The following is a 13,582-nucleotide window of genomic DNA, read 5'->3' as shown; positions in this document are numbered from 1 at the left end:
ACCCCTTGGCCCAGCAGGCTTTCCGCTTTCAAGTGCACTAGTACGGTGGGGGGATGGACACTCTGCCGCCCTACCTCCGCGTCGCCGCCGGCATCCGCCGCAGGATCGAGTCGGGCGAGCTCGCCCCGGGAGACCGGGTCCCCTCGACCCGGGCGATCGTCCGGGAGTGCGGGGTGGCGATGGCTACCGCCACGAAGGCGCTGGCCGCGCTGCGCACGGAGGGGCTGGTCCGGGCGGTGCCCGGCATCGGCACCGTCGTGACGGCGCCCTCCGCGGCGGGCCCGGTCTCAGCGCCGTCCGCCGCGCCAGGACCGACCCGCGACCGCATCGTCCGTACCGCTGTCGCGTTCGCCGACGCCGAGGGGCTGGCCACGCTCTCGATGCGGCGGGTGGCCACCGAGCTGGGCCTGTCCACGATGGCCCTGTACCGGTACGTGCAGGGAAAGGGCGAGCTGGTCCGGCTGATGGCGGACGCCGTCTACGGTGAGCGGCCGCTGCCCGCGGTGCAGCCGGCGGACTGGCGGGACAGGTTCGAACTCGGCGCGCGCTGGCTGTGGGAGTCCCACCGGCGGCACTCGTGGATGGCGCGGGCGGTGGCCTCCTTCACCCGTCCCGTGCCGGCCCCGAACGCGATGGCGTACACGGAGTGGATGCTGCGGGCGGGGGCGGACACCGGCCTGTCGAAGGAGCAGGTGATGCACCTGCATCTCACCCTCTTCGGTCATGTCCAGGGGCTGGCGACCGCCACCGACCTGGAAGGGCAGGCCGTTCAGGACACCGGTGTCTCCAACGACGCGTGGATGGCCCGGAACGAGACACAGTTCGCGGCTCTCGCGGTGACCGGGGCCTATCCGCATCTCAATTCGCTCGGCGAACACGGGGGCTTCGAGCTGGACCTCGGAAGGGTCTTCGAGTTCGGTCTGTCCCGGATTCTGGACGGCACAGCGGTACTTGTCAGCAAACATTCCGTATAGCGAACACGACCTTGTGGACAACGGACGATTTCCGGCCAACCTTTTGACGCGGTCCTGACACAGGGTCCTCACAGATGTCACTCTCTCCCCGTTCTGCGCACTGCTTGCTCGTCAGGCGGCCCACCAGGTCGCTCTGTCCACCCTTGCAGAAGGAGTCCGCGTGAGACCCACGCACCGTCGTGCCACCGCCACCGGCGCCCTCGTCGCCGCTGCGGCACTGCTCGCCGTAGGAGTTCAGGCCGGCACCGCCTCCGCTTCACCCGGGACCACCGCCGCCTCCGCAGCGGTCACCGGCAAGTCCGCACCCGGCGCGGCCCCCGCGGCGCTCTCGCCCTCGCAGCGGGCCGAGCTCCTCCGGAAGGCCAACGCCACCAAGGCGGACACCGCCAGGAGTCTCGGGCTCGGAGCACATGAACAGCTCCAGGTCCACGACGTCACCAAGGACCGGGACGGCACCACGCACACCCGGTACGAGCGCACGTACGACGGGTTCCCCGTCCTCGGCGGCGACCTCGTCGTCGACGCCTCCAAGGCGGGAGCGACCGAGGGCGTCACCAAGGCGTCCCGCGCGGAACTCAAGAACGTGGACACCAGCGCCTCCGTCGCGCCGGCCGCCGCCGAGAAGTCGGCGCTGAAGGCCGCGGCAGCGCAGGGTTCGGCGAAGAAGTCCGCCGACCGGGCCCCCCGCAAGGTGGTCTGGCTGGCGCAGGGCAAGCCGACGCTCGCCTACGAGACGGTCGTCGGCGGTTTCCAGGACGACGGCACGCCGAGCGAGCTGCACGTCATCACCGACGCCACCACGGGCAAGAAGCTCTTCGAGCGTCAGGCCATCGAGACCGGCGTCGGCAACACCGAGTACAGCGGCCAGGTCACCCTCGGCACGACCAAGTCGGGGTCGACCTACTCGCTGACCGACGGGGCGCGCGGCGGCCACAACACGTACAACCTGAACCACGGGACGTCCGGCAAGGGCACCCTGTACACCAACTCCACGGACACCTGGGGCAACGGCCAGGCCTCCAACTCGGAGACCGCGGCGGCCGACGCCCACTACGGGGCGGCGGAGACCTGGGACTTCTACAAGAACGTCTTCGGCCGGACCGGGATCGCGGGCAACGGCGTCGCCGCCTACTCGCGCGTCCACTACGGCAACGCGTACGTGAACGCCTTCTGGGACGACAGCTGCTTCTGCATGACGTACGGCGACGGCGAGGGCAACGCCGACCCGCTGACCGCCATCGACGTCGCAGGACACGAGATGTCGCACGGTGTCACGGCGGCGACCGCGGGGCTCAACTACAGCGGAGAGTCCGGCGGGCTCAACGAGGCCACGTCCGACATCTTCGGCACGTCGGTCGAGTTCTACGCCAACAACACCGCCGACCCGGGCGACTACCTCATCGGCGAGAAGATCAACATCAACGGCGACGGCACGCCGCTGCGCTACATGGACAAGCCGAGCAAGGACGGCGCCTCCAAGGACGCCTGGTCCTCCAGCCTCGGCGGACTCGACGTGCACTACTCGTCGGGCCCGGCCAACCACTTCTTCTACCTGCTCAGCGAGGGCAGCGGCAAGAAGACCATCAACGGGGTCAACTACGACTCGCCGACCTCCGACGGCCTGCCCGTCACCGGCATAGGCCGCGACAAGGCCCAGCTGATCTGGTACAAGGCGCTCACCGAGAAGTTCACCTCGACGACCAACTACGCCGCGGCCCGCACCGGGACGCTGGCGGTCGCGAGTGAGCTGTACGGCGCGACGAGCGCCGAGTACAAGTCGGTCGCGGACGCCTGGGCAGGCATCAACGTCGGCGCCAGGCCCGGCGGCGGCGACCCCGGCACGGGCACCGTCTTCCAGTCCACCACGAAGGTCGCCATCCCGGACGCCGGTGCGGCGATCAACTCGCCGATCGCGGTCACCGGTGTGACGGGCAAGGCTCCGGCCACGCTCAAGGTGGACGTCGACATCAGCCACACCTACCGCGGTGACCTCGTCGTCGACCTGGTCGGCCCGAGCGGCAAGGCGTACCGGCTGAAGAACTCCAGTTCGTCCGACTCGGCGGACAACGTGGTGGCCTCGTACACGGTCAACGCGTCCACCGAGACGGCCAACGGCACCTGGAAGCTCAAGGTCCAGGATGTCGCACGGCAGGACACCGGAACGCTCAACAGCTGGAAATTGACCTTCTGATTTCCTGCCACAAAGCCGCCCGGCCGCACTAATGTTCCACCGAACAGCGCTTCACAGAAACGTTGTTCGACCGCTTGACCGTTCGCGTTCCACAGGACAGTGCTGCCCGGGGGACCCCAATCTCCCCCGGGCGGCGCCACCACCCGCACGTCACCCGCATCTCCCAAACCCCCCACCTTCGAAAGGGAAAATCGAGTGACCTCTCACATATCGCGTTCCCAGCGCATCGCCGGTTCGATCGCCGTCTCGGCGCTGCTGGCCACCGGCCTCACCACCCTCTCCTCGGGTGCCGCGGGCGCCGCCCCGGCGCAGGCCGCTCCGGCCGCGCGGGCGCTCGCCCTCTCCACCACTCAGCACGCGGCCCTGCTGCGCACGGCGGCCGCGGGCACCGCGAGCACCGCGGGCAAGCTGGGCCTCGGCAGCCAGGAGAAGCTCGTCGTCCGGGACGTCATCAAGGACGCCAACGGCACGACGCACACGCGGTACGAGCGGACCTACGCCGGTCTCCCCGTGCTCGGCGGCGACCTCGTCGTGCACACCCCCGCCTCGGGTGCGACCACGGTCACCAAGGCGACCAAGGCGACCATCAAGGTCGCCGGCACCACCGCGGCCGTGAAGCCGGCCACCGCCCAGCAGAAGGCGCTCAGCGCCGCCAAGTCCGCCGGCGCCGACAAGGCTTCGGCCGACAAGGCCCCGCGCAAGGTGATCTGGGCGGCCACCGGCAAGCCCACCCTCGCCTACGAGACCGTGGTCGGCGGCTTCCAGGACGACGGCACCCCGAGCCAGCTGCACGTGGTCACCGACGCCGCCACCGGCAAGAAGCTCTCCCAGTGGCAGGCCGTCAAGACCGGCACCGGCAACAGCGAGTACAGCGGCAAGGTCACCCTGGGGACGACCAAGTCCGGCTCGTCGTACACGCTCAACGACGGTGCCCGCGGCGGCCACCAGACGTTCAACCTGAACCACGGGACGTCCGGCAAGGGCACGCTGTTCAGCAACTCCACCGACACGTGGGGCGACGGCACCGCCAAGAACGCGGAGACCGCGGCGGCGGACGCGCACTACGGCGCGGCCGAGACCTGGGACTTCTACAAGAACGTCCTCAAGCGCAACGGCATCGCCGGTGACGGCAAGGCGTCCTACAGCCGGGTCCACTACGGCGACTCGTACGTCAACGCCTTCTGGGACGACAGCTGCTTCTGCATGACGTACGGCGACGGCGAGGGCAACGCCGACCCGCTGACCGCCATCGACGTCGCGGGCCACGAGATGTCGCACGGCCTGACGGCCGCCACCGCCGCCCTGGACTACACCGGTGAGTCCGGTGGGCTCAACGAGGCGACGTCGGACATCTTCGGCACCGCCGTCGAGTTCTACGCCAACAACACCGCCGACCCGGGCGACTACCTCATCGGCGAGAAGATCAACATCAACGGCGACGGCTCCCCGCTGCGCTACATGGACAAGCCCAGCAAGGACGGCGGCTCGGCCGACTACTGGTCCTCCAGCCTCGGCGACCTCGACGTGCACTACTCGTCGGGCCCGGCCAACCACTTCTTCTACCTGCTCAGCGAGGGCAGCGGCAAGAAGACCGTGAACGGCGTCGACTACGACTCGCCGACCTCGGACGGCTCCACGGTCACCGGCATCGGCCGGGACAAGGCCGTCCAGATCTGGTACAAGGCCCTGTCGACGTACATGACCTCGACCACCGACTACGCGGCGGCCCGCACGGCGACGCTCAAGGCGGCGAGTGACCTGTACGGCGCGGACAGCGCCGAGTACAAGGCGGTCGGTGCCGCCTGGACCGGCATCAACGTGAAGTAGCGGGCCTGCTGGGCCCGTTCCACCGCGAAGGCCCCGCCCCGCGCCGTACACCGGCGGGTGGCGGGGCCTTCCGCTGTCCGGCCGGGTCCGGGGAGGACCCGGCCTAGGCTGGGCGGATGACCGAACCACGGGTGCGTGTGCTGCTCGCCGACGACGAGGCCCTGATCCGCGCGGGTATCAGGGCCGTCCTCTCCGCCGACCCCTCCATCGAGGTCGTGGCGGAGGCCGCCGACGGGCACGAGGCGGTCGAACTGGCCCTGCGGCACCGGCCGGACGTCGCCCTGCTCGACATCCGGATGCCGCGCCTCGACGGCCTGCAGGCCGCGGAGCAACTGCGGACGGCGGCGCCGGACACCGCCCTCGTCATGCTCACCACGTTCTCCGAGGACGCGTACATCGTGCGGGCCCTCGACAGCGGCGTGAGCGGCTTCCTGCTCAAGTCGGGCGACCCGCGCGAGCTGATCGCCGGGGTCCGGGCAGTGGCCGGGGGCGCCGCGTTCCTCTCTCCCGACGTGGCCCGGCGCGTCCTCACCCACCTCGGCACCGGGCGGCTCTCCCGCGCGACGGAGGCGCGTGCCCGGCTGGCGCCGCTCACCGACCGCGAACGCGAGGTGGTGGCACGCGTCGGAGCAGGCCACTCGAACGCGGAGATCGCGGCGCAACTGCACGTCGTCGAAGGCACCGTCAAGGCCCACGTCAGCTCCGTACTCGCCCGCCTCGCACTCCGGAATCGCGTCCAGCTGGCCGTCCTCGCCCACGAGGCAGGTCTGGTCACCGGCTGACCGGCCGCTCCCGGCGCAGCCGCGGCAGTCCGCGCGGCCCGGCGGCCCCCCAGGCCCGTGCGAGCAGCAGATGGAGCAGGAGCATGACTCCGCCGCCCGCGGCCAGGGCCAGCCCGGCGGCAACGGCGGGCGAGGAGGACGGCACGGGGCAGAGCCCTGCCGCCGTCCACCCCGCGGCAGCCGCCGTGAGCGCCGCCCCGCCCAGCCTTCCGTAAGTACGGCACACCCTTCGGCCGTCCAGCCGCCCGCCGAGCCTCCGGCGCAGCAGCCACGCGGTGAGCACCAGTCCGGCCGCGGACGCCACCCCGTAGCAGGCGGCCATCCCGGTCACCGCCCAGCGCGGCGACAGCAGCAGATGGCATCCGGTGGCGAGCGCGATCTGGACCGCTCCGGTCCAGAGAGCCGTCAGGAAAGGCGTGCGGGTGTCCCCGAAGGCGTAGAAGCCGCGCGTCAGCACGTACTGCGCGGAGAACGGTACGAGACCTGGCCCGAACGCCTGCAGCATCCGGCCCAGCGGGCGGGTGGCGGCGGGTGCGGCGGCGCCGTGGGCGAAGAGCAGCTGCGCCAGCTGGGGACCGAGCGCGAGGAAGAAGAAGGCGGCGGGCACGATGACGGCGCCGCTGGTCCGCAGGGTCCGGGAGAGGTCGCGTCGCATGTCGTCCTCACGGTGCTCGGCGACAGCCCGGCTCATCCGCGGCAGCAGGGCGGTGACCAGGCTGACCGTGACGACGGACTGCGGCAGCGACCAGATGGTCTGCGCATAGCTGTACGCGGTGAAGCCCACTCCGGCCCGGGGCAGCGCCCGGTCGGCGGCGGTGGCGTAGCGGGTGACCAGCGTGGCCGCCACCAGGTTGGCGAGCACGAACAGCAGGGTCCAGCGGGCCGACGCGACACTCGCCCGCATCCCTGTTCCCCGCCAGTCGAAGCGCGGCCGGAAGCGGAATCCGGCCGCCCGGACATACGGGACGAGGGCGAGGGCCTGGACCGCGAGGGCCAGGGTGGTACCGGTGCCCAGCAGCGTCACCTGCGCGCGGGTGATGTCGTGCACCCCGCCGGCCGCCGTCATGAGTCCCGCGTACCAGCCGAACACCGCGATCAGCAGGACGTTGTTGAGCACGGGCGTCCACATCATGGCGCCGAATCGGTTCCGGGCGTTGAGGACCTGCCCGAGGATGCCGTACAGCCCGTAGAAGAAGATCTGCGGCAGCAGGAACCGGGCGAACGCGACGGTGAGCTGGAAAGCGGCGTGGCCGGCCGGGGTGTCCCGCTGGTACACGCCGATGATCTGCGGCGCTGCCCATACCGCGATCAGGGTGGCCGCGCCGAGCACCGACAGGGTGAGGGTGACCAGCCGCTGCTCGAAGGCGCGTCCGCCATCGGGTTGTTCGAGCCGGGCGCGCACCAGCTGGGGCACCAGGACGGAGTTGAGCGCACCGCCGACGACAAGGAAGTACAGGCTCGCGGGGACGGTGTTGGCCTGGTTGTACGTGGTGGCGAGCAGCCCGGTGCCGAGCGCTCCGGCCTGGAGCACCTGTCTGATCAGGCCGGTGGCCCGGGACACCACGGTCCCTGCGGCCATCAGTGCCTGGGGGCGCAGCAGCGCGCGCCGGACCGGCCCCGGCTTTCTGACTACGGCGTGCCGCCCCCGGCGGGGCATCCGGTGCGCCCGCACCCCCGCCGCACCCCCGGTCCGCTCCGCCCCGGTCTCCGTCCGCTCCACTGCGCCCCTGCCCCCGCCCCGCTCCGTGCCGTGCTGTCCGTACCGCCCGTGTTGCGCTGCGCCGACGGTAGGCAGCGCGGCCTGAGCGGCGCATGGGGCGAAAGGCAGCCCCGGCCCCCGACTTTCGCCGGGGGCCGGGGGCCCGCCGGATCCGGCAAGCTGGGTGCATGCGCAGCGAACGGATCACGGACCTGGCACTCGGGACGCTGGTCTGCGCGCCCGTGGTGCTGAGAGCCGCGGTGGACGGTGGTGGTGGTGCGGGGTGGCGGCCGGTGGCCGGGGTCGCGGTTCTCGGGACGGGGGTCGTGCTGTCCCGCGCGCGCCCGCTCACCGCTCTGCTGCTCGCGGTGGTGCTCGCGCTCACCGTCACTCCCCGGCTCTGGGCCCCCGAGTACGCCGTGTCCCTGGTGGTGTTCGGCTATCTGGCCGGCCGTCGGACCGCGCTCGCCCGGCCCGCCCTGCACGTGTTCGCCGGGACGGCCGCGGCCGGGCTGCTGCTGACCCTGGCCGCGCATCTGGAGCTCTGGAACTGGCTCGTACAGCTCTCCACCCTGGCCTTCGCGGTGATGGTGCCGTGGCTGCTCGGCCGGTATGTGCGCCAGTACGCCCAACTCGTCGACACCGGCTGGCTGCTGGCCGGACGGCTGGAGCAGGAACAGCGCGTCGCCGCGGACCGGGCGCGGCTGCTGGAGCGTTCCAGGATCGCGGGCGACATGCACGACTCGCTCGGTCACGACCTGTCGCTGATCGCCGTACGGGCAGCGGCACTTGAGGTCGATCCTTCGCTGAGCACACAGCAGCAGTGCGCGGCCGGCGAGCTGCGTACAGCGGCGGGGGAAGCCACTGCCCGGCTGCGCGACATCATCGGTGTCCTGCGGGAGAACGACACCGCGGTCGCCTCGCCACCGGGCGAGACCGTCGGGGAACAGGTGGAGCGGGCCCGCAGTTCGGGGATGGTGGTGGAGCTGAGCGGTGAGGGGGCGGCGGCCGGGCTGGCCCCGATGACCGGCCGCGCGGTGCACCGGACCGTCCAGGAGTCGCTCACCAACGCGGCCCGGCACGCTCCCGGGGCGCCGGTGGCGGTACGGCTCGTCAGGTCGGAGTCGGCCCTCACCGTCACCGTCACCAGTGCGGCGGACCCGACCGGCACCCTTCCGGTCCTCCTGGAGGCGGTCGGTACGGCGGGCGCGGCGGCGGAGCAGCCCGGCGGTCCGGACGGCCTCGGCCCGTACACCGGGGCCGGCCCTGACGGCGGGCCGGGCGCAGAGTCCGGTGGCGGGCCGGGCTCCGGGACGGGCCCGCGTCTTGGCGGCGGTACGGGCCTGGTCGGCCTCGACGAACGCATCCGTCTCGCAGGCGGGAAGCTCCGCCACGGTCCGCTGCCCGGCGGCGGCTTCGAAGTGTCCGCCACCCTGCCCCGCAGCCCCGGCGCCCCTGCCGCCGTCGCCGCCGCAGAGCCCTCGTCCGCGAGGGAGCTGGCACATGCCAGACAACAGGTGCGGCGTCGTCTGAAGCAGGCGATCTGGGTCCCGCTGGCCGCCACCGCCGCGATCGGGGTGCTGATCGGCGCGGTGGCTCTCGCGACCCGGTACGAGACGGTCCTCGACCGCGGCAGGTACGGACTGATCCGGGTCGGCGACACCGAGGGCGCGGTCGGCGCGCGCCTCCCCCGCCACGCGCTGGGCGGCGCACCCGGGGGTGCGCCGCCCGCGCCTGCCGGTCAGGAGTGCCGGTACTTCCGCGCGGGGCCCTTCACCGAACGGCCCGCGTACCGGCTCTGCTTCAGCGGGGGCGCCCTGACCTCCAAGGCGGTGCTCCGCTGACCGGTGGGCGGCTCCCGGTCAGGCCGGGTTGTCCCCGTGGGTCAGCGTCTCCCAGGCGACGAACAGGTTGTCCGTGCCTGCGGGGCGCTGCTTCTCGGTCAGGGCCTGGGTGTTGGTCATGGCGATCCCGAGCCTGTTGTGCAGGGCGTTGTAGCCGACCTCGGTGACCGGGCCGAGGCTGTCCTTGAGTGAGCCGCCGCACAGGCTGGAGGGCACCGCGGCCCCCATCATGTACTTCGACTGCAGCCCCAGCGCCTGGCGCAGCCGCTCCTGGATCTCCGGGTAGAGGTCCTGGCCCTGGATGCGGCTGGTCTCGGCGATGTGCGAGATCGCCGAGATGCCGTAACCGGTGTGGGTCAGGTCGCGGCAGGTCTCCTGGGTGAGCCCGTCCATGAAAGTGGACTGACCCTGCCAGTACTTGACGATCGCGTCGCGTCCGCTGAGTCCGCTCCCCGGTGCGACCTTCGGCAGAGCGCCGTCGGAGCTGAGGTAGATGTACGCGGGGACCCGGCCGCGGAACGTCGCGACCGCCTTGTCGTAGGAGGTGCGGTCCTCCAGGAAGACGGAGATGCCGATCGCCGCCTCCGTCATCGACAGCTCCCAGTTGCCGTTGGACTGGGAGCCGTTGATGACCTCCGGGAGATAGACGGTGCGCAGCATCGTCGCGAACCGGCCGGAGTTGGGCCAGCCGGTGTAGGTGTACTTGATGATCTCGGCGGCGCGCGGCCAGACCGATCCCGCCCAGCCGGTCTGGAGGGGGGCGTTGCTGTTGGTGTGTTCCTTGATCACGGCGGACCAGGCGTCCATCAGCTCGATGGACTTCTTGGCGTACCGGTCGTCCCGGGTGATGTACCAGGCGAGCGCGTCGGTGTACGCGGCGATCGCGTCCTCGCGCTCGTCCGTACAACCGTTGTCGGGGTTGGAGTAGGAGCCGCACTCGACGTTGGCGCGTGGTGCGGGGGTGCGCGAGAGCGAGGCGTACTTGCTCGCCATCATCTGCGCGTTCGCGCTCTTCCAGGGTTCGGTGCCCGCCTGGACCTTGCCGCGTACGAAGTCGAGCTGCGGGCGGCTGACGAGGACACCGGGGTGGGTGAAGGCCGCGGGGGCCGCCTCTGGTGCGGCGGCCGGTGCGGCGGGCCTGGCGGCCACGGCCTGGGGCATCAGGGCCAGGCCGAGGATTCCGGCCAGCGCGGCGACGATGCCGGCTGACCGGACTCTGCCGCGGCGTGCGGGGCGGCCGGAGTGGGGTGAGGTGGTTCCGGTGCGCATATGGGGGGTGCCTTCCGGTAGGAAATCCTCCCGGAGTTCATGGACATGAATCGCGCTCGCGCTGATGAACTCCGTGGTGCGTGTGGAACCTAAAGGCATTCCATGAGCACGTCAAGAGTTGGGTTCAGAACACGAAAGGGCCCGGCGCCGGGGAGACGCCGGGCCGTTCCTGGCCTCCCGTCACCTCAGGAGAACGCCCGCGCCCTCCCCCGTCGCCCCGGTCGGCGCCGCCACGAGTCCCAGCTCGGCACCGGACGCCAGCAGGTGGTGGGCGGGCAGGATCCGGACCGTGTAGCCGTACGGGCCCGTGCGGTCCAGGGCGAGCGGGCCCTCGTACAGCAGCCGTCCCTCCAGGTCGGGGCCGCCCGCCGGTTTCAGGGCGACGGTCCGCGCGTCCGCGATCCGGTCCTGGGCGTCGACCCGGCCCGACACCGCCTGCACCTCTACGTCGTCCGGCCGCAGCGCGCCGAGCGCGACCTGGACCCGCAGGGAGAGAGTGGACCCCAGCGCGGCGGTGCCGTCGGCCGCTGTCACCGCGACGGACTCGACGTGGTCGACATGGACCTCCGGCCAGGCGGCCCGCACCCGTGCCTTCCAGCCGGCCAGCTCCCCGGCGGCCTCCGGCCCGAGGGAGCGGTGGGCGAGGGCGGCGGGCGCGTACAGCCGCTCGACGTACTCGCGCACCATCCGCCCCGCCAGCACCTTCGGCCCCAGGTTGGCCAGCGTGGAGCGGACCATCCCGACCCAGCGTTCGGGCAGTCCATCGGCCGTACGGTCGTAGAAGCGCGGCGCGACCCGGTCCTCGATCAGCGAGTAGAGCGCCGCCGACTCCAGCTCGTCGCGCCGGTCCTCGTCCATCCCGGAGCCGTCAGCCGTGGGAATGGCCCAGCCGAAGTCCGGCTCGAACCACTCGTCCCACCAGCCGTCCAGCACGGACAGGTTGAGACACCCGTTGAGCGCGGCCTTCATCCCGGACGTACCGCACGCCTCCAGCGGGCGCAGCGGGTTGTTCAGCCAGACATCGCAGCCCGGGTAGAGCCGCTCGGCCATCGCCATGCCGTAGTCGGGCAGGAAGACGATGCGGTGGCGCACCCGCGGGTCGTCGGCGAACCGCACCAGCTCCTGCACCAGCCGCTTCCCCCCGTCGTCCGCCGGATGCGCCTTGCCCGCGACGACGATCTGGATGGGCCTGGTCGGGTGGAGCAGCAGCTCCGTCAGCCGGTCACGGTCTCGGAGCATCAGCGTGAGCCGCTTGTACGAGGGGACGCGCCGGGCGAAGCCGATGGTGAGTACCCCGGGGTCGAGCACCCCGTCGATCCAGCCCAGTTCGGCACCGGACGCACCGCGCCCGCGCCAGGACGCGCGCAGCCGGGTCCGCACCTCACCGACGAGCTGTTCGCGCAGGGTCCGGCGCAGCTCCCAGATCTCGGCGTCGGGGATGTCCGCGACCGCGTCCCAGCGGTCGGAGCCGCCCACCGACAGCGCGTGGTCGGCGCGCCCGGCGCCGATCCGGCCGACGGCGGTGCGGGTGATCTCGGGCGCCACCCACGTCGGGGCGTGTACCCCGTTGGTGATCGAGGTGATCGGCACCTCGTCGGGGTCGAATCCCGGCCACAGTCCGGCGAACATCTCCCGGCTGACGGCCCCGTGGAGGGTGGAGACCCCGTTGGCGCGCTGGGCGAGCCGCAGGCCCATCACGGCCATGTTGAAGAGCCGGGGCTCACCGCCGGGGTAGCTCTCCGTACCCAGCTGCAGCACGCGTCCGGCGTCGACGCCCGGCAGCTCCCCGTCGTCGCCGAAGTGACGCGCGACCAGGTCACGGTCGAAACGGTCGATCCCCGCAGGGACGGGGGTGTGAGTGGTGAACACGGTCCCGGCGCGCACGGATTCCAGGGCCGCGTCGAAGTCGAGCCCCGCGCCTCCGAGTTCACGGATGCGCTCCAGGCCGAGGAAGCCCGCGTGGCCCTCGTTCGTGTGGAACACCTCGGGGTCCGGGTGGCCGGTGATCCGGCAGTACGAGCGCAGCGCCCGCACCCCGCCGATCCCGAGGAGCATCTCCTGGAGGAGCCGGTGTTCGCTGCCGCCGCCGTAGAGCCGGTCGGTGACACCGCGCTCGCCCGGCTCGTTCTCCTCGACGTCGGAGTCGAGCATGAGCAGCGGGACCCGCCCGACCTGCGCCTGCCAGATGTGCGCGTGCAGCGAGCGGCCACCGGGCAGCGCGAGGGTGACCCGGCTGGGCGAGCCGTCCGCCTCGCGTACCAGCGCCACCGGCAGCTCGTCGGGGTCGAGCACCGGGTAGTGCTCCTGCTGCCAGCCCTCGCGGGACAGCGACTGCCGGAAGTATCCGTGCCGGTAGAGCAGACCGACCCCGATGAGCGGTACGCCGAGGTCGCTGGCCGCCTTGAGATGGTCCCCGGCGAGGATGCCGAGGCCGCCGGAGTACTGCGGGAGCGCGGCGGTCACACCGAACTCGGGTGAGAAGTAACCGATGGCGGCGGGCAGCCCGGCGGGCTGCTCCTGGTACCAGCGCGGTCCTCGCAGATAGGTGCCGAGGTCCTCGGCGGCAGCGGCCAGGTCGCGCAGGAACCCGGGGTCGGCGGCCAGCTCGGCGAGGCGCGCGGCGGACACCGACCCGAGCAGCCGGACGGGGTCGCCGCCTGCTGCCGGGAGACCGCCGGGGTCGACGGCTCTGAACAGGTCCTTGGTCCCGGCGTGCCAGGACCAGCGGAGGTTGCGGGCGAGCTCACCCAGGGGACGCAGCGGCTCGGGGAGGACGGGGCGGACGGTGAATCGACGAATGGCCTTCACGTGTTCCACCTTCGCAGGGGAGATGCGCATCCAGGGGACGCACAGCGGTGTACGTCCGCACTTCACCCCGAAGGTAACCGTCCGCGTGCTCCGCAACCACGGCGCAGGGCTGCGGCGGCGCGCGCCGGTGCGCCCCCGGCACCGGACGCGCCCCCGCGGATTCCGGCGGGTGGTATGGCCGGTTCTCC

8 protein-coding genes are annotated in these 13,582 nt (G+C 71.9%); 5 read left to right on the top strand and 3 right to left on the bottom strand.

The features are described 5' to 3' along the window. The first annotated feature begins 53 nt into the window (after positions 1-53). The 4 genes from OG917_RS24270 (at position 54) to OG917_RS24255 (ending at position 5,774) form a co-directional block, all read left to right on the top strand. Complete coding sequence (locus OG917_RS24270) at positions 54-974, top strand: TetR/AcrR family transcriptional regulator C-terminal domain-containing protein (RefSeq protein ID WP_328319721.1); 921 nt, start codon at positions 54-56, stop codon at positions 972-974. A 160-nt stretch (positions 975-1,134) separates the two neighbouring features. Next, a complete protein-coding gene (locus OG917_RS24265) occupies positions 1,135-3,165 on the top strand; it encodes a M4 family metallopeptidase (protein ID WP_328319720.1) in 2,031 nt (676 codons plus the stop codon). Between the two features lie 195 nt (positions 3,166-3,360). After that, a complete protein-coding gene (locus OG917_RS24260; RefSeq protein WP_328319719.1) occupies positions 3,361-4,992 on the top strand; it encodes a M4 family metallopeptidase in 1,632 nt (543 codons plus the stop codon). A gap of 116 nt (positions 4,993-5,108) precedes the next feature. After that, a complete protein-coding gene (locus OG917_RS24255) occupies positions 5,109-5,774 on the top strand; it encodes a response regulator transcription factor (RefSeq protein ID WP_328319718.1) in 666 nt (221 codons plus the stop codon). Here the strand turns inward: OG917_RS24255 and murJ are convergent. Further along, positions 5,764-7,431: a murein biosynthesis integral membrane protein MurJ gene (gene murJ, locus OG917_RS24250; protein ID WP_443059100.1), complete on the bottom strand. Its 1,668-nt coding sequence runs from the start codon at positions 7,429-7,431 to the stop codon at positions 5,764-5,766. The genes OG917_RS24255 and murJ overlap by 11 nt on opposite strands. A gap of 230 nt (positions 7,432-7,661) precedes the next feature. On the opposite strand from murJ, the gene OG917_RS24245 reads away from it, so the two are divergent. Beyond that, positions 7,662-9,317, top strand: a complete 1,656-nt coding sequence (locus OG917_RS24245; protein ID WP_328319717.1) for a sensor histidine kinase — start codon at positions 7,662-7,664, stop codon at positions 9,315-9,317. Between the two features lie 18 nt (positions 9,318-9,335). On the opposite strand, the gene OG917_RS24240 is transcribed toward OG917_RS24245, so the two are convergent. Together OG917_RS24240 and glgP are read right to left on the bottom strand one after the other, a co-directional pair. After that, complete coding sequence (locus OG917_RS24240) at positions 9,336-10,586, bottom strand: alginate lyase family protein (protein WP_443059010.1); 1,251 nt, start codon at positions 10,584-10,586, stop codon at positions 9,336-9,338. A gap of 180 nt (positions 10,587-10,766) precedes the next feature. Next, entirely contained in the window at positions 10,767-13,394 is a 2,628-nt protein-coding gene (gene glgP / locus OG917_RS24235; RefSeq protein WP_328319716.1) for an alpha-glucan family phosphorylase, read from the bottom strand. Positions 13,395-13,582: the final 188 nt, after the last annotated feature.

The organism is Streptomyces sp. NBC_00388, assembly GCF_036061255.1.
Lineage (GTDB): Bacteria > Actinomycetota > Actinomycetes > Streptomycetales > Streptomycetaceae > Streptomyces.
This window is presented reverse-complemented; position numbering and strand designations above follow the sequence as displayed.